The organism is Sphingomonas sp. CBMAI 2297, from assembly GCF_029870595.1.
Taxonomy (GTDB): Bacteria; Pseudomonadota; Alphaproteobacteria; order Sphingomonadales; family Sphingomonadaceae; genus Sphingomonas.
Genome location: NZ_JAPDIR010000026.1, coordinates 1 through 15438, shown reverse-complemented (window position 1 = coordinate 15438; position 15438 = coordinate 1). Strand labels below are relative to the sequence as shown.

Genomic DNA, 15438 nt, shown 5'->3' with positions numbered 1-15438 from the left:
AGCAAGAACCGCGGCAGACGCGGTCAATGACAAGCGGTCGTGCTGGGGGGAGAGAAAACGACGCATGCTACATCCCTTTAGAAAAAGACTGTCCCGTCCTCGGAATCGATTGTTGCTAGCTTTTGTCCGAAGCGGGACCAGGACGTAGGAAACGGTGGGTTAGTTGCGGGTTGACAACGCTTTCTCTCAGTGCGTTGCATAATTACAACAATGTTACAGTAACGAAGACATTAACGAAAAGGGCCGCGCTCCCCCAGGGAGCGCGGCCCATTCTCGTTCTCGCACGATCCCGCGATAGGATCAGTAGCGATAGTGATCCGGCTTGAACGGCCCTTCCACCGGCACGCCGATGTAATCGGCCTGCTTCTTCGAGAGCTTGGTGAGCTTCACGCCCAGCTTCTCGAGGTGCAGCTCGGCGACCTTCTCGTCGAGCTGCTTCGGCAGGACGTACACGTCGTTCTTGTACGTGTCCGACTTGGTCCACAGCTCGATCTGCGCCAGCGTCTGGTTCGTGAACGACGACGACATCACGAACGACGGGTGGCCGGTCGCGTTGCCCAGGTTCACCAGGCGGCCCTTCGACAGGATGATGATCTGCTTGCCGTCCGGGAACTCGACCAGGTCGACCTGCGGCTTCACTTCGGTCCACTTGTAGTTCGACAGGCCCGAGATCTGGATCTCGCTGTCGAAATGGCCGATGTTGCAGACGATCGCCATGTTCTTCATGCCGGCCATGTGCTCGGCGGTGATCACATCGGCATTGCCGGTCGCGGTCACGAAGATGTCCGAGCGGGTGACCGCCTCTTCCATGGTGACGACCTCATAGCCCTCCATCGCCGCCTGCAGCGCGCAGATCGGATCGATCTCGGTGACGAGCACGCGCGCGCCGCCGTTGCGCAGCGACGCGGCCGAGCCCTTGCCGACGTCGCCGAAGCCCGCGACGGTCGCGACCTTGCCGGCCAGCATCACGTCGGTGCCGCGGCGGATCGCGTCGACCAGCGATTCCTTGCAGCCATAGAGGTTGTCGAACTTCGACTTGGTGACGCTGTCGTTCACGTTGATCGCCGGGAAGGGCAGCTCGCCCTTCTTGGCGATGTGATAGAGGCGGTGCACGCCGGTGGTGGTCTCTTCCGAGACGCCCTTGATGTTCTTCACCGTCTCGGTGAGGTAGCCCGGCTTGCGCTTGATGAATTCCTTCACCGCGCGCTGCATCTCGACTTCCTCGTCATTCTCCGGCTCGCCGAACGACTGGCCGGCCTCGAGCTTGGCGCCCCACAGCGCGAACATCGTCGCGTCGCCGCCATCGTCGAGGATCATGTTGCAGGTCTCGTCGCCCCAGTCGAAGATCGAGCCGACATAATCCCAATATTCGGCCAGGCTCTCGCCCTTCACCGCGAACACCGGCACGCCCGACGCGGCGATGGCGGCGGCGGCATGGTCCTGCGTCGAGAAGATGTTGCAGGTCGCCCAGCGGACCTGCGCGCCGAGCGCGGTCAGCGTCTCGATCAGCACGGCGGTCTGGATCGTCATGTGGAGCGAGCCGGTGATGCGCGCGCCCTTGAGCGGCTGCGACGCGCCGAACTCCGAACGCAGCGCCATCAGGCCGGGCATCTCGGTCTCGGCGATGTTGATCTCGGCGCGGCCGAAATCCGCCAGAGCGATGTCCTTAACGACGTAATCCTTGTCGAGCACGGTAGCCACGAGCTGTCTCCAGATGTGAATCGATTGCGCGCCGGGAATCGCCGGCCGCGATGCGGGCGCCCTAGCCGCTTCGCCGGGCAGGTGCAATTCCAAATATAAAGATATCTTTATATGACCCTTGACGCCGGCCGCGGACAAGCGGATGCTTGGGGTGTCGAGGTTCTTCCGGCCTGCCCGGAAGCTAAGACGGGAAGCCGGTGCAAATCCGGCGCTGCCCCCGCAACTGTAAGCGGCGAGCGGCGATCCACCCAAGTCACTGGGGCCTTACCGCCCTGGGAAGACGGATCGTCCGCGCTGACCCGCAAGCCAGGAGACCTGCCTTTGACGCGATAACGTCCACCGGCGGGGTGCCCGGTCTGGCCGCTTGCATGCCGCGGCCGGGCGACCGTCCGCGCCTGCCTGTGTCCAAGCCGGTCTCCCCCGTCCTTCATCGGGGTATGAAGACCATGACCGTCACTGTTGCCACGCTCGGCTTTCCGCGGATCGGCCCGCGGCGCGAGCTCAAATTCGCGCTCGAGAAATTCTGGAGCGGCAAATCCACCGAGGCGGAGCTCCTGGAAGCCGCCGCCGGCCTGCGCGCCGCAGCCTGGGCCCGCCAGGCTGCACTCGGCGCCGACTGGCTGCCGAGCAACGACTTCTCCTTCTACGATCACGTGCTCGACACCAGCCTGATGCTGGGCGCCGTTCCCGAGCGCTACGGCGTTGCTGCCGGCACCGCCGATCTGGGCACCTATTTCGCGATGGCGCGCGGCACCACGGGTGAGGATGCGGGCTGCGCGCACGGCCATGGCCATGGCCATACCGCCCAGGAAATGACCAAGTGGTTCGACACCAACTACCACTATATGGTCCCCGAGCTGGCCGCGGGACAGAAGCTCGCCCTCTCCTCCTCCAAGATCGTCGACGAATATCGCGAGGCCAAGGCGCTCGGCTACGAGACGCGGCCGGTGCTGCTCGGCCCCGTCACCTGGCTCAGCCTCGCCAAGGGGCGCGACGTGGATCCCTTCGACTTCCTGGACGATGTGCTCGGCCTCTATTCGGCGGTGCTCACCCAGCTCGCCCATGCCGGCGCCGAATGGGTGCAGATCGACGAACCGATCCTGGCGCTCGACCTGGATGAGCGCCAGCGCGCGGCGGTAACCCGCGCCTATGCCAAGCTGCCCCGCCTGGGCCTGAAGATCATGCTCGCCACCTATTTCGGCGGGCTGGAGGACAATCTCACCCTCGCGGTGAACCTGCCCGTCGCCGGCCTGCACCTGGATCTGGTGCGGGCGCCGGACCAGCTCGATCGGATCCTTGTCGCCGCGCCCAGGGGCCTGCTGCTCTCGCTCGGCGTGATCGACGGCCGCAACATCTGGCGCGCCGACCTGGAGGCGCTGCTCGACCGGATCGAGCCGATCGCCGCCATGCGCGACGTCGTTCTCGCCCCGTCCTGCTCGCTGCTCCATGTGCCCGTCGATCTCGCGCTCGAGCCGAAGCTCGACGACGAGATCAAGCAATGGCTCGCCTTCGCGGTGCAGAAGATCGACGAGCTGGTGACGCTGAAGGACGCGCTGAACGGCGGCCGCGACTGGGTGGCGGAGAAGCTGGCCGCTTCCGGCCGGGCCGCGGCGGCGCGCAAGGTCTCGCCGCGCATCCACGATCCGCTGGTCGCGGCCCGCGCCGCATCGGTCAGCGAAGCGATGCGCAGCCGCCAGTCGCCCTATGCGGCCCGCGCCGCGGCGCAGGCGGCGGTGCTGGCGCTGCCGCCCTTCCCCACGACCACGATCGGCTCCTTCCCGCAGACCGCCGAGGTCCGCCATGCCCGCGCCGAGCACAATCGCGGCAATCTGGACGATGCCGCGTACGAGCAGTTTCTGCGCGAAGAGACCGAGCGCACCGTCCGCTGGCAGGAAGAGGCGGGGCTCGACATGCTCGTGCACGGCGAGTTCGAGCGCAACGACATGGTCCAGTATTTCGGCGAGCAACTCACCGGCTTCGCCTTCACGGTGAACGGCTGGGTCCAGTCCTATGGCTCGCGCTGCGTGCGCCCGCCGATCCTCCATGGCGATGTCTCGCGCCCCAGGCCGATGACGGTGGAATGGTGGCGCTACGCCCAGTCGCTCACGGACAGGCCGATGAAGGGCATGCTCACCGGCCCCGTCACGATCCTCAACTGGAGTTTCGTGCGCGACGATCAGCCGCGCTCGGCCTCCTGCGCCCAGATCGCGCTGGCGATCCGCGACGAGGTGGTGGATCTCGAAAAGGCCGGCTGCAAGGCGATCCAGATCGACGAGGCGGCGCTGCGCGAGGGCCTGCCGCTGCGCAAGCGCGACTGGCAGGCCTATCTCGACTGGGCGGTGGATTGTTTCCGGCTCTCGGCCGCGGGCGTGGGCGATGCGACGCAGATCCACACCCACATGTGCTATTCGGAGTTCAACGACATTCTGCCCGCAATCGGCGCGATGGATACCGACGTGATCTCCATCGAGACGGCCCGCTCGCAGATGGAGCTGCTCGAGGGCTTCGCCGCCTATCGCTATCCGAGCGCGATCGGGCCGGGCGTCTATGACATTCATGCGCCGCGCGTGCCCTCGGTCGACGAGATCGTCCAGCTCATGCAGCTTGCCCAGGCCCACCTCGCGCCCGAGCAGCTCTGGGTGAATCCCGATTGCGGACTGAAGACCCGCAAATGGGAGGAAGTGAGGCCGGCGATCGACGCGATGGTCGCGGCGGCGCGGACCTTGCGCGCCCGCGTGGCGGAGCCGGCCTGATGGCGGGTGTCGTCCGCCTCATCGACATGGTGTTCCCGGGCGACACCAACCACCATGGCACGCTGTTCGGCGGAGTCGCGCTCGCGCACATGGACAAGGTGGCGTTCCTCGCCGCCTCGCGCCATGGCCGGGCGCCCTTCGTCACCGCCGCCTCGGAACGGATCGACTTCGCCGCCCCCGCGCTGAAGGGCGAGCTGATCGAAGCGACCGGCCGGGTGGTCCGCACCGGCAACCGCTCGCTCGATATCGAAGTCGCGCTCATCGCCGAAGAGCTGCTCAGCGGGGAGCGGCGGCTGTGCACGCGCGGCCGCTTCACGCTGGTGGCGCGCGAGGGAGCGGCAGTCCCGCTGCCGCCCCTCGCCCCATCCCCGACAGGCTCCGAAACCGAACCGGAGGGCGTGCTGGTGATGGCCGACATGGTGTTCCCGCCCCAGACCAACCATTACGGCACGCTGTTCGGCGGCGACGCGCTGCGCATGCTCGGCAAGGCCGCCTTCATCGCCTCCACGCGCGACACGCGGAAAGTGATGGTGATGGCCGCCTCGGACCGCATCGACTTCACGACGCCGATCCACGAGGGCGAAATGGTGGAGCTGGCCGCCCGCATCATCATGCGCGGCAACCGGTCGCGGCGCGTGCGGGTGGAGCTGTGGGCCGAGGATCTGCTCAGCGCCCGGCGGCGGCGCGCGGCCTCGGCCGAATTCGTGATGGTCGCCACCGCTTCGGCGCAATTTGGCGAGTGACGAATCTCCCGCGACAAGGCATAGCGCGCCCCGCGTCCAAACCGTAGTGCGAGCCATCCCATGTTCCGCCTCATCGCGTCCGCGTCGTTGCTTGCGATTGCCCTTGCTCGCCCGGCGTCCGCCCAGGAAGGAGGAGCCTCTCAGGACGTGAACAGCGCCGGCATCGTGCCGCCGCGCGGCATGTCGTTCGAGAATGCCCAGGCGATGATGATGATCATGCGGGGCGCCAGCAAACAGGTCCGGGACAATTGCTGGAGCCTCGGCTGCGTGCTGATCGTCAACGATACCAGCGGCTATGACGTGGTCGGCTTCTACCTCGACGCCGCCAAGCCCGGGCAGAACCCGCGCTGGAGCCACAACCAGCTCGCCGAACCGCTCTGGCCGAGCAAGGCGACGCTGCGCTTCAAGACGGGCAATGCCGACACCTGCAGCATGCCCGTCCGCTTCGTGCTCCGGCATCGCGAGACTCGCGAGAAGACCGAGATCAGCGGCACCTCCAGCTTCTGCACCACGCCGCACCAGGACACGCTGATCCGCGTCAAGATGCTGGAAGGCAAGGTCTATGTCCGCGGCGACGACGAGCCGGAACCCGACGCGAAGCACTGAGCGCGACACATGGCGGCGGCGGCTCGGACCGCGCGCAGGCCGCCTGGATACAGTGCCTCAGGCGGTGCCCGCGCTGTTCGCCAGCAGCCGCGGATCGATGCCCGCCCCGGCAAAGGCCACCGTCCAGCGATCCTCGGCATCGATATCGTAGATCAGGTCGGGCGTGCCGGCGGTGTTGAACCAGCCATGGCGCGCCATCTCGCTGTCGAGCTGCCCCTCGCCCCAGCCGGCATAGCCCAGCGCGACCAGCCATCGGGACGGCCCCGTCCCTTCCGCGATCGCGCGCAGCACGTCGATCGTGCCCGATAGCGCCCAGCGGCCGCCCACGTCGATCGTGTCCTGCCCGCCCCAGTCGGGCGAGTGGAGCACGAAGCCGCGGCGCGGCTCCACCGGTCCGCCGAAATGCACCGGCGTGTCGGGCGCGACGCCGGGCGCGATCTCGAACTGCTCGAGCAGGTCGTGCAGCGTCAGCCCCTCGATCGTGTCGCCGATGCCGATGCCCAGCGCTCCCTCCACATCGTGCGCGCACACTGCGATCACCGCGCGCTCGAAGCGGGGATCGCCGATGCCGGGCATCGCGAGAAGAAACTGGCCGGTGAGGAAGCGCGTCGAGTCCATGGCCGATCAACGTAGCCGCACCGTTTCGGCTCCGCCACGCTTGAAAATCATGGCCGGGGAGCCGATTGGGGCAGGCGACTCAATCATTCCCGAGGAGAGTAGAATGACCATCCAGGTTGGCGACCGCATCCCCAGCGTCAATTTCGTCAAGGTGACCGAGGGCGGCCCCGAGCAGATCGGCTCGGACGATTTCTTCGCCGGCCGCAAGGTCGCGCTCTTCTCGGTGCCGGGCGCCTTCACCCCCACCTGCTCGGCCAAGCACCTGCCGGGCTTCGTGGAGAAGGCCGAGGAGATCAAGGCGAAGGGCGTGGACGAGATCGCCTGCACCGCCGTCAACGACGCGTTCGTGATGGGCGCCTGGGGCCAGGCGAGCGGCGTGGCCGGCAAGGTGACGATGCTCGCCGACGGCAATGGCGACTTCCCCAAGGCGCTGGACCTGACCATGGACGGCTCGAAGTTCGGCATGGGCACGCGCGGCCAGCGCTTCTCGATGCTGGTGAACGACGGCGTGGTCGAGCAGCTGCACGTCGAGGCGCCGGGCCAGTTCGAAGTCAGCTCGGCCGAATATCTGCTCGGCAAGCTGTGATCTGAACATGGCGGCGTAACGGAACCGCCGGGGGCTCGCCGGAGTTGATCCGGCGAGCTTTTCAGAAAGGGACCGACATGGCCGACATCGAAACTGCCAACGCAATTCCCGAGACGATCGAGGAAGCCAAGGAAGAAGCGAAGAGCTTCCTCGCCCAGGCGCAGGAAGCGATCGGCGACGCGGTGGACGCCACCGTCGCGGCCGTGAAGGAACACCCGATCGCCGCGGCCGGCATCGCCGCCGGGGTTGCCGCCGCGGTGGGCGGTGCCGCCTATGCCGCCACCCAGCTGGGCGGCGACAAGGAGCCGGCGGCCGCCAAGGCGAAGAAATAGGGAAAAGCCCCCTCCCCTGCGGGGGAGGGTCGGACCTGGGCCGGGCCTTGCCCCGGCCCATGGTCTTGCTCCCATGGTCTTGCCAGCGTCATCTTTGCGCTCTAGCCCTGCAAGATGACTCAAGCTTCCGATATCGTCGCCGATCTCGAGCGCCTCTACAACGCCTCGGTCGAGCGTCTCAAGGCCGCCCTCAATCGCTATATCAACGACGGCACGCCGCCGAGCCCGGAGGATCGGGCCGATGGCAGCTTCGCCTATCCCGAGCTGCGCCTCACCTATCGCGGCGGCGAGGAACGCGGCCGCCCCACCCCGCGCCGCTCCTTCGGCCGGCTGGTCGAGGAAGGCGAATATCGCATCTCGGTCACCCGTCCGGCGATGTTCAGCCGCTATCTCACCGAGCAGCTGACCTTCCTGATCGAGGATTATGACGTCGAGGTCCATGCCGTCACCGGGCGGCAGGAGATCCCCTTCCCCTATGTCCTCGATCCCGGCCACATCGCCAACATGGACCAGATTTCCGTCACCGAGCTGGGCCGCCATTTCCCGGCGACCGAGCTGGCGCATATCGGCGACGAGATCGCCGACGGGCTGTGGATGTCGACCGACGACACCCGCCCGCTCGCGCTGTTCGATGCGCTGCGCACCGATTTCTCGCTGGCCCGGCTGCGCCACTATACCGGCACCCCGGTCGAGCATTTCCAGCAATATATCCTGTTCACCAACTATCATCGCTATGTCGACGAGTTCGTCCGCTGGGCGGTCGACCAGCTCGGCGAGGGGAGCCGCTTCACCGGCGTCTCCGGCGCGGGCGGCATCCTGGTCGAGGCCGGGGACGATACCGACCGGCTGCTCAACGACACCTCGGCCTGGCGCCGGCACCAGATGCCCGCCTATCACCTGATGGCGGCCGACGGATCGGGCATCACCCTGGTCAATATCGGCGTCGGCCCGTCCAACGCCAAGACGATCACCGATCACCTGGCCGTGCTGCGTCCCGAGGCATGGCTGATGATCGGCCATTGCGGCGGCCTGCGCCCCAGCCAGCGGATCGGCGACTATGTCCTCGCCCATGCCTATCTGCGCGACGACCATATCATGGACGACGTGCTGCCGCCGGAAATCCCGATCCCGGCGATCGCCGAAGTGCAGCTCGCCCTTGCCCGCGCCGCCGAGACGGTCTCGGGCCAGTCGGGCGAAGAGCTGAAGCAGCGGCTGCGTACCGGCACCATCGTCACCACCGACGACCGCAACTGGGAGCTGCGCTATTCCAAGTCGGCGCTACGCTTCTCGCTGAGCCGCGCGGTGGGCATCGACATGGAATCGGCAACGCTGGCCGCGCAGGGGTACCGGTTTCGCGTGCCCTATGGCACGCTCCTCTGCGTCTCGGACAAGCCGCTCCACGGCGAGCTCAAGCTGCCCGGCCAGGCCAACCGCTTCTATGAGCGCGCCATCGCCGAGCATCTGAAGATCGGCATCGAGACCTGCGAGGAGCTGCGCCGCGAGGGCCCGCGCCTCCATTCGCGCAAGCTGCGCGCGTTCAACGAGCCGCCGTTCCGTTGAGCGTCCCCGCGTCGCCCCCGCGCCGGCGGGGACGACGGATGGGGAGCAACCCGTGCCAGGCTGTGTGCGTTGAGCCCTTTGCGGAGACGAACCATGATCGATCCCGAGGAAACACAGGAAGAACCGCCCCGCGCGCACCAGCCCGACGGCACCGACAGCTCGGCCGAATGGGACGCGCAGATCGCTGACGAGAGCATGATCCCGGACAGCGATCCGCCGCCCTGAGGCAATCGGAAGTCTACGAAACATACCGCTACGGAAACCCCGATTCCGCTCCGGGGCGCGACCGTGAAACATCAGCGGGCGCCACATGGCCGCGCCTGAACCAAGTCTCGCCCGCCTTTCCGCGGCCTCCGCAGCGGAAGCGCCAGGTCGATAGTCAGCGGCCGAGCTGGAACTCCACCGACAGATTGGCATTCACGGTCACGGTGTCGGATGCGGCGCCCTGCTTGCCGGCGAACATGCCGATGAGCTGGAAGAAGAAGCTCATCGAGCCGGCGACGATGTCCTGCTTCTCGCTGATCCGTGCGAGCGTGGCGCGGCGCAGGCCCAGCGTGGCGGCATAGGCGGCCGCTTCGGCCCGGGCCTTGGCCAGCGCATCGGCCTTGGCCTGGCGCGTCGGCCCGACATAGTCGTCGAGCAGCGCGATCACGTCATCGTCCATCTTTCCTTCATTGGCCTCGGCGACAGGCCCGGCGGCGGTGGCCGCCGCGCGGGTGGGCGCATCGAAGAAGATCGTCTCGCTCGCCGTCGATTGCGGCTTTTCATTCCCATCGCCCGTGTCGAGCGTGAAGCTGGGCTTGCTGTGCCCGGTAAAGGCGCCGAAAAGGCTGGCGAGCGGATTGGTGCTGGCGCCTTCGAGCGGCTGGCCCTCGCGAATGCCCTTCGCGGCGAGCGCCTGGACCAGCCTGGCACGGTGGGCGGCAAGCGCCGCTTCCGCAGCCTTTTCGTCCGCCCCCTTGCCCGTGAGCTTCACCGAGAAACGAAAGCGATTGGCGGGCACCTTGACCTGGCCCGTCGCGACGATCTCCACCGTCACCGGGCCGTCGACCTGGGCCGCCTGCGCCATTGCCATGCCGGGCGCGAGCATCAGAGCCAGTGCAAAGCCATATTTCATCATCGCGCTTCCCTCCTCTTCGTCACTCGATCCGGGCGCCCGGGCAGGCATCGACGCGAACTGCCCGGCCGGTTGCGAAATCCAGGCGGAAAGCCGCGCGCCGCGAGAGAAAGCTGCCTTCCTTCCGGCCCGGCGGCAAGCCGCTTTCCTCGGCAAGCACACAGGTGGCGGCCCCGAGCTTGCCGAACTGGATCAGCCGATTCTCGATCGTGCCGATCCGGCCGAGCCCAGCCAGCCCATGCTCGATATCCGCCTGAATCCGGTCGCGCGGCCCAACCTCGCGGGGGCCGAGCGTGCGAACGGCAACGCGCGCGAAATGGATGGTGCGCTCGACCAGCACCACCTTGCCGATATCGGGCCGCCACCGAATGTCGAGATAGCGCTCGAAACGCATCAGCGGGCGGCGCCGGATGCCCGGGCCCCGCAGCCAGGCAGTGGTCTGCATCCCCTCGCCATCCGGGTCCGCCGCCCTGGCCGATATCGCCCAGCGGCCATCGGGCGAGCGCACGCGCCCGCCCTGGAAGCCGTCAATGCCCGGCCCGGCCGGCGCGGCACCGGCCAGGACCAGCGCCGCGACCAGGCCGACCTTCACCATCCCTGGGGCTGGCCCTTGTTCTGCTGGTCGAGCCACTTCTTCAGCGGCGCGAAATATTCCGCCATCGCCTTGCCCGAGATCTCGCGCGTGCCGGTGAATTCCTGCAACGCGTCGGGCCAGGGCTTGGAGGCGCCCATCTGGAGCATCCGGTCGAGCTTCGCGCCCACTTCCTTGTTGCCGTAGAAGGAACAGCGATGCAGCGGCCCCTTCCAGCCGGCCTGGTCGCATGCCGCCTTGTAGAACTGGAACTGGAGCACCCGCGCCAGGAAATAGCGGGTATAGGGCGTGGTCGCCGGGATATGGAACTTGGCGCCCGGATCGAACCTGGTCTCGTCGCGCGCCACCGGCGGGACGATGCCCTGATATTGCAGGCGCAGCTTGTCCCAGCCGGCCTGATAGCCGTTCGTCGGGATCTGGCCGGAGAACACGCCCCAGCGCCATTTGTCGACGAGCAGGCCGAAGGGCAGGAACGCCACCTTGTCCATCGCCTGGCGGAGCAGCAGGCCGATATCCTTGTCGGCGCTCGGCACCTGGCTCTTGTCGAGCAAGCCGATCTGGACGAGGTAATCGGGGGTGATCGACAGCGCGATGAAGTCGCCGATCGCCTCGTGGAAGCCGTCGTTCGCGCCGTCCAGATACAGCGCCGACTGCTTGTTGTAGGCGCGCTGATAATAATTGTGGCCGAGCTCGTGATGGATGGTCACGAAGTCGTCGGCATTGACCTTGATGCACATCTTGATGCGCAGATCATCGACATTGTCGATGTCCCAGGCCGAAGCGTGGCACACTACTTCGCGATCCGCCGGCTTCACGAACTGCGAGCGTTCCCAGAAGCTTGCGGGCAATTCCTTGAAGCCGAGCGAAGAGTAGAAGCCCTCGCCCGCCTTCACCATCTTGTGCGAGTCATAGCCCTTGGCCTTGAGCAGCTCGCCCACGTCATAGCCGACGCTGCCCGATCCCGGCGGCGCGACGATGTCGTAGATATTGCCCCATTCCTGCGCCCACATGTTGCCGAGCAGATCGGCGCGGATCGGGCCCTTGCCGGCCTGGACCGCGTCGCCGTACTTCTGATTGAGCTTGTGGCGCACATAAGTGTGCAGCGCGACGTAGAGCGGCTTGAGATCGTTCCAGATCTTGTCGGTCATCGCCGCGAAGGCGTCCGGATCCATGTCATAGCCCGAGCGCCACATCGCGCCGACATCGGCATAGCCCAGGCCCTTGGCGCCTTCGTTGGCGATGCCGACCAGCTTGGCATAGTCGGGCCGCATCGGCGCGCCGACATTGTCGTTCCAGCTGACCCACATCTCCTTCAGCCTGGCGGGATCGCGCTCCTCGCCCATCGCGGCTTCGATGTCGGAGCCGTTGATCGGCTTGCCGTTCAGCATGCCCTTGCCGGCACCATACATACCGGTGATCTTGGCCGAGAGCGCCGCCAGCTCGTCCGCCGCGCCGGCGCGCACCGGGGCGGGCAGCACGATCTTGTTGCGGAGCATGCCGAGCTTGCGGCTGGTGTCATAGTCGAGCCCGGCGACATTGGCGAACTTCGCCGCGCCCAGCGCCAGATCGACCTGGAGCTTGGTGAGCGCCGCGCCTTCGCGGGCGGTCAGCGTCTCGGTATCGGGCGTGATATAGGTCTCATAGACCCATTCGGCGCGCGAGGCGACGACACCCTGGGCGAAGAGCTTGGCCTCGGCATCGGCGACGAAGGCCTTGGCGTCGGCGGCGGTGGGCGCGGCCTGGGCGGTTTCGCCGTCACGGTCGCGGGCGCCGAGCGGCGCGGCGGCGAGCAGCGAGGCGAGCGCGAGCATCGAGATGCCGGTGCGGATCATGTACGGAATTCCCCTCGGATTTTCTGGATGGCGGGGACGATGCGCGCGCCCCGCCAGCCGGTCAAGCCGCGAAGAAGTCGGCGATCGCGCGCCCCAGCTCGGGCCGGGTGACGGCGCTCATATGGTTGCCGGGAATCTCCACGAAGGTGGCGTGCGGCAGCATGTCCGCCAGTTCGTGCGCCGAGCCGTTGTGATCATCCTCGGCCCCGGCGACGACCAGCGTCTCTTCGGTGAGCCGCGCCAGATGCTCCTCCTGCGTGTCGACAAAGGTGTCGAGGATCGGCAGCAGCGCGGCGGGATCGGCCTTGGTGGTCTTGAGAAAGGCTTCGGTCAGCCACTCGCTCGAGCCGCGCTCGAAGCTGCCGAGATGGGTGAGCACACGGCGGAAATAGGTGCCGGTGCGCGCGGCGGCGACGATGCCCGCCAGCCCCATGCCGGCCAGCATCACCTTGCGCGGCGTGGCGCCGCCATCCACGATCATCCGCACCGTGGTGCGCGCACCGAGCGAATAGCCGCCCAGGTCGTAATCGGCGAGGCCGAGATGCGCGACCAGCGCCAGCGCGTCGCGCATCGTCACATCGGGCGGATAGCTGGCCGCGTCGTGCGGCGCCGCGCTCTGACCATGGCCGCGCAGATCCGGCATGATCACCCGGAAGCCCTTCTCCGCCAGCTTCGCGGCATGGCCGTACTTGATCCAGTTGACTTCCGCCGTGGAGGCATAGCCGTGGATCAGCATCGCATCCCGGCCCTGCCCCATCTCGGTCCAGGCGAGCTCGACGCCGTCGAAGCTGCGGAAGCGATGCGTTTCAGTCGGGAAGTTTGCCAACGGAGTCCATCCAGCGCTTGACGAGTTGGGGATTGTCGTCGGTCCGGTATCGAGTGAGGCCGGTCGTGTCGAGCCACTGTTCGTGCATGCTCTCCACGCCGAAATGATGGACCGGGCGGAAACGGTGCGGTTCGTCGAAGCTGCCCACCGTCAGGTCCATGTTCGCGCTGTCCGGGAACTCGAAGCTGAGCGGCGTGCCGCACGCGCCGCAAAAGCCGCGGACGGCGATCGGGGACGAGGCGTAGCGATCGGGCTCGCCTTCCCAGCGCACATCGGCCTTTTTCAGGTTCTTGAACGCGATCGAGACGCCGCCCGTGGCCCGCTGGCACATGCGGCAATGGCAGAGATAGGCATCGTCGCCCGCCACCCGCGCCACATAGCGCACCCGTCCGCACTGGCATCCGCCGGTCATTTCCTCCGCCATGGTTCGCCCTCCTGTTTCGCGCGTTGCAATTGGTGCGTCGCACAATGCAATCAAGTTGCCGATTGAAATCTATAAGTATGCTTATTATGTGCCGCGTATGACCGAGAGTCTGGGCTTCCTTCTTAGCGATGTCTCGCGCCTGCTGCGCCGCCGTTTCGACGAGCGGGCGCGCACCAGCGGCGCGAGCGTGGCGCAGTGGCGGGTGCTCAAGATCCTGGCGCGCAGCCCCGGCCTCAACCAGGGCCAGCTGGCCGAGGCGCTCGAGGTGGAGCCGATCACCGCGTGCCGGATGATCGACCGGCTGGAGGAAGCCGGCTTTGTCGAGCGCCGCCGCGATCCCGCCGATCGCCGCGCCTGGCGCATCCACCTGACCGACAAGGCCGCGCCGGTGCTCGACGAGCTCCATGTGCTCGCGGCCGATCTGATCGAAGAGACGCTTCAGGGGTTCAGCACCCGGCAGCGCGAGGAATTGATCGCGGCGCTCGAAGGGCTCCGCGCCAACCTTACCACCGTTCAAGAGGGCAACGAGGCCGCACATGGCTGACGCAGATCCGAAGATCGAAAAGTCCGAAGAGACCAAGATCACCATTCCGACCGAAGGCACGACCGTGCCCGAGGCGCCCGTGGCCAAGCCCAGGCGCAGCCTGCTGCGTCCGCTGCTGATGTTCGGCGTGCCGGCGATCCTGCTCGCGGTCATGGGCTATTTCTATTTCACCGGCGGCAACAGCGTCTCCACCGACAATGCCTATGTCCAGCAGGACAAGAGCTCGGTCTCGACCGATGTCGGCGGCCGCATCGTCGAAGTGGGCGTGAAGGAGAACCAGACGGTCAAGGCCGGCGACCTGCTCTTCCGCATCGATCCCGCGCCCTATCGGATCGCCGTGTCGCAGGCCCAGGCCGCGATCGCCGCGGCACAGGTGCAGCTCAACACCGACCAGGTGAGCTACCAGGGCAAGGGCGCCGACATCCAGGCCGCGCACGACGCGATCCAGAACGCCCAGGAGAATTACGACCGCCAGAACGCGCTGATGAAGCAGGGCTTCACCACCCGCGCCAATTTCCAGGCAGCCCAGCATGCGCTGGAGCAGGCTCGCGCCCAGCTGCAAAATGCCCAGGCGAGCGCCGCCGAGGCGCGCGCCAAGATCGCCACCGGTGCGGCGGTGCCCGGCGAGAACCCGGCGATCGCCGCCGCCCGCGTCCAGCTCGCCAAGGCGCTGCTCGACCTGCAGCGGACCGAGGTGCGCGCGCCGGTGAGCGGCATCGTCAGCCAGACGCAGAGCCTGCAGGTAGGCCAGCAGATGATCACCGGCCTCGCCGCCGTGACGATCGTCTCGGACCGGCCCGCCTGGGTCGCCGCGAACTTCAAGGAGACCGATCTCAACAAGATGCGGGTCGGCCAGTGCGCGGTCGTCAGCCTGGATGCCTATCCGGGCCTGAAGCTGAAGGGCCATGTGGAATCGCTCGGCGCCGGCACCGGTTCGGAATTCTCGGTGCTCCCGGCCCAGAACGCCAATGGCAATTGGGTGAAGGTCACCCAGCGCGTGCCGGTGCGCATCGCGATCGACGACAAGAGCCCGCGCGCGCTGATCGCCGGCCTCTCCGCCGATGTGAAGGTGGTGTTCAAGGGCGCGTGCAACTGAAATGGCGACGGCAGCCCCCGGCCGCGCCACCAGGGCGGGTGAGGCGTCTCCCCCCACGCCTCCCCGCCCGCAAGCCGCCCCTCCGGGCGGCGGCGGGGCCGCCCTCCC

General features: G+C 67.1%; 16 protein-coding genes and 1 riboswitch. Of the genes, 9 read left to right on the top strand and 7 right to left on the bottom strand.

The window, feature by feature from the left end:
* Nucleotides 1–300 precede the first annotated feature (300 nt).
* A complete protein-coding gene (ahcY, locus tag OMP43_RS22485) occupies nucleotides 301–1701 on the bottom strand; it encodes an adenosylhomocysteinase (RefSeq protein WP_280281803.1) in 1401 nt (466 codons plus the stop codon).
* A gap of 140 nt (nucleotides 1702–1841) precedes the next feature.
* Nucleotides 1842–2039, top strand: a riboswitch (cobalamin riboswitch).
* 108 nt (nucleotides 2040–2147) lie between these two features.
* Between ahcY and metE the strand changes: the two genes are divergently transcribed.
* The 3 genes from metE (at nucleotide 2148) to OMP43_RS22470 (ending at nucleotide 5803) form a co-directional block, all read left to right on the top strand.
* Nucleotides 2148–4454: a 5-methyltetrahydropteroyltriglutamate--homocysteine S-methyltransferase gene (gene metE, locus OMP43_RS22480; RefSeq protein ID WP_280281802.1), complete on the top strand. Its 2307-nt coding sequence runs from the start codon at nucleotides 2148–2150 to the stop codon at nucleotides 4452–4454.
* Nucleotides 4454–5197 carry a hotdog domain-containing protein gene (locus OMP43_RS22475; protein WP_280281801.1) on the top strand — a complete coding sequence of 248 codons (744 nt, stop codon included), beginning with the start codon at nucleotides 4454–4456 and terminating at the stop codon, nucleotides 5195–5197. Before metE ends, OMP43_RS22475 begins: the two co-directional genes overlap by 1 nt.
* 147 nt (nucleotides 5198–5344) lie before the next feature.
* Complete coding sequence (locus OMP43_RS22470; RefSeq protein WP_280281800.1) at nucleotides 5345–5803, top strand: hypothetical protein; 459 nt, start codon at nucleotides 5345–5347, stop codon at nucleotides 5801–5803.
* A gap of 57 nt (nucleotides 5804–5860) precedes the next feature.
* Here OMP43_RS22470 and OMP43_RS22465 read toward each other — a convergent pair whose 3' ends face one another.
* The gene (locus tag OMP43_RS22465) at nucleotides 5861–6421 is read right to left on the bottom strand and encodes a YqgE/AlgH family protein (protein WP_280281799.1); all 561 of its coding nucleotides are present in this window, start codon (nucleotides 6419–6421) and stop codon (nucleotides 5861–5863) included.
* Between the two features lie 103 nt (nucleotides 6422–6524).
* Between OMP43_RS22465 and OMP43_RS22460 the strand changes: the two genes are divergently transcribed.
* From OMP43_RS22460 to OMP43_RS22445, 4 genes are all read left to right on the top strand, one after another.
* A complete protein-coding gene (locus OMP43_RS22460; protein WP_280281798.1) occupies nucleotides 6525–7007 on the top strand; it encodes a peroxiredoxin in 483 nt (160 codons plus the stop codon).
* Nucleotides 7008–7084: 77 nt separating this feature from the next.
* Nucleotides 7085–7339 carry a hypothetical protein gene (locus OMP43_RS22455; protein WP_280281797.1) on the top strand — a complete coding sequence of 85 codons (255 nt, stop codon included), beginning with the start codon at nucleotides 7085–7087 and terminating at the stop codon, nucleotides 7337–7339.
* Nucleotides 7340–7453: 114 nt separating this feature from the next.
* On the top strand, nucleotides 7454–8899 hold the full coding sequence (locus tag OMP43_RS22450; protein WP_280281796.1) for an AMP nucleosidase: 1446 nt from the start codon (nucleotides 7454–7456) through the stop codon (nucleotides 8897–8899).
* A gap of 93 nt (nucleotides 8900–8992) precedes the next feature.
* Nucleotides 8993–9124, top strand: coding sequence for a hypothetical protein (locus OMP43_RS22445; protein ID WP_280281795.1), 132 nt, complete (start codon nucleotides 8993–8995; stop codon nucleotides 9122–9124).
* Nucleotides 9125–9278: 154 nt separating this feature from the next.
* Here the strand turns inward: OMP43_RS22445 and OMP43_RS22440 are convergent, their stop codons facing one another.
* The 5 genes from OMP43_RS22440 to OMP43_RS22420 form a co-directional block, all read right to left on the bottom strand.
* Nucleotides 9279–10016 (bottom strand): SIMPL domain-containing protein, encoded by a 738-nt coding sequence (locus OMP43_RS22440; protein ID WP_280281794.1) that lies wholly within the window; start codon nucleotides 10014–10016, stop codon nucleotides 9279–9281.
* A gap of 22 nt (nucleotides 10017–10038) precedes the next feature.
* Nucleotides 10039–10611, bottom strand: a complete 573-nt coding sequence (locus tag OMP43_RS22435; protein WP_280281793.1) for a hypothetical protein — start codon at nucleotides 10609–10611, stop codon at nucleotides 10039–10041.
* A complete protein-coding gene (locus tag OMP43_RS22430; protein ID WP_280281791.1) occupies nucleotides 10605–12440 on the bottom strand; it encodes a M2 family metallopeptidase in 1836 nt (611 codons plus the stop codon). The genes OMP43_RS22435 and OMP43_RS22430 overlap by 7 nt, the downstream gene beginning before the upstream one ends.
* A gap of 61 nt (nucleotides 12441–12501) precedes the next feature.
* Nucleotides 12502–13266 carry an alpha/beta fold hydrolase gene (locus tag OMP43_RS22425; protein WP_280281790.1) on the bottom strand — a complete coding sequence of 255 codons (765 nt, stop codon included), beginning with the start codon at nucleotides 13264–13266 and terminating at the stop codon, nucleotides 12502–12504.
* Nucleotides 13247–13690: a GFA family protein gene (locus tag OMP43_RS22420; RefSeq protein WP_280281789.1), complete on the bottom strand. Its 444-nt coding sequence runs from the start codon at nucleotides 13688–13690 to the stop codon at nucleotides 13247–13249. Before OMP43_RS22420 ends, OMP43_RS22425 begins: the two co-directional genes overlap by 20 nt.
* A gap of 97 nt (nucleotides 13691–13787) precedes the next feature.
* On the opposite strand from OMP43_RS22420, the gene OMP43_RS22415 reads away from it, so the two are divergent.
* Nucleotides 13788–14234: a MarR family transcriptional regulator gene (locus OMP43_RS22415; protein WP_086129417.1), complete on the top strand. Its 447-nt coding sequence runs from the start codon at nucleotides 13788–13790 to the stop codon at nucleotides 14232–14234.
* A complete protein-coding gene (locus tag OMP43_RS22410) occupies nucleotides 14227–15330 on the top strand; it encodes an HlyD family secretion protein (RefSeq protein ID WP_280281787.1) in 1104 nt (367 codons plus the stop codon). The genes OMP43_RS22415 and OMP43_RS22410 overlap by 8 nt, the downstream gene beginning before the upstream one ends.
* The last annotated feature ends 108 nt before the right edge of the window (nucleotides 15331–15438 follow it).

Bases quoted from the DNA above. Each gene is read 5' to 3' on its own strand.
- metE (WP_280281802.1), top strand. From the start codon at position 2,148: ATGACCGTCACTGTTGCCACGCTCGGCTTTCCGCGGATCGGCCCGCGG.
- OMP43_RS22475 (WP_280281801.1), top strand. From the start codon at position 4,454: ATGGCGGGTGTCGTCCGCCTCATCGACATGGTGTTCCCGGGCGACACC.
- OMP43_RS22465 (WP_280281799.1), bottom strand. From the start codon at position 6,421: ATGGACTCGACGCGCTTCCTCACCGGCCAGTTTCTTCTCGCGATGCCC.
- OMP43_RS22460 (WP_280281798.1), top strand. From the start codon at position 6,525: ATGACCATCCAGGTTGGCGACCGCATCCCCAGCGTCAATTTCGTCAAG.
- OMP43_RS22455 (WP_280281797.1), top strand. From the start codon at position 7,085: ATGGCCGACATCGAAACTGCCAACGCAATTCCCGAGACGATCGAGGAA.
- OMP43_RS22450 (WP_280281796.1), top strand. From the start codon at position 7,454: ATGACTCAAGCTTCCGATATCGTCGCCGATCTCGAGCGCCTCTACAAC.
- OMP43_RS22445 (WP_280281795.1), top strand. From the start codon at position 8,993: ATGATCGATCCCGAGGAAACACAGGAAGAACCGCCCCGCGCGCACCAG.
- OMP43_RS22440 (WP_280281794.1), bottom strand. From the start codon at position 10,016: ATGAAATATGGCTTTGCACTGGCTCTGATGCTCGCGCCCGGCATGGCA.
- OMP43_RS22435 (WP_280281793.1), bottom strand. From the start codon at position 10,611: ATGGTGAAGGTCGGCCTGGTCGCGGCGCTGGTCCTGGCCGGTGCCGCG.
- OMP43_RS22430 (WP_280281791.1), bottom strand. From the start codon at position 12,440: ATGATCCGCACCGGCATCTCGATGCTCGCGCTCGCCTCGCTGCTCGCC.
- OMP43_RS22420 (WP_280281789.1), bottom strand. From the start codon at position 13,690: ATGGCGGAGGAAATGACCGGCGGATGCCAGTGCGGACGGGTGCGCTAT.
- OMP43_RS22415 (WP_086129417.1), top strand. From the start codon at position 13,788: ATGACCGAGAGTCTGGGCTTCCTTCTTAGCGATGTCTCGCGCCTGCTG.
- OMP43_RS22410 (WP_280281787.1), top strand. From the start codon at position 14,227: ATGGCTGACGCAGATCCGAAGATCGAAAAGTCCGAAGAGACCAAGATC.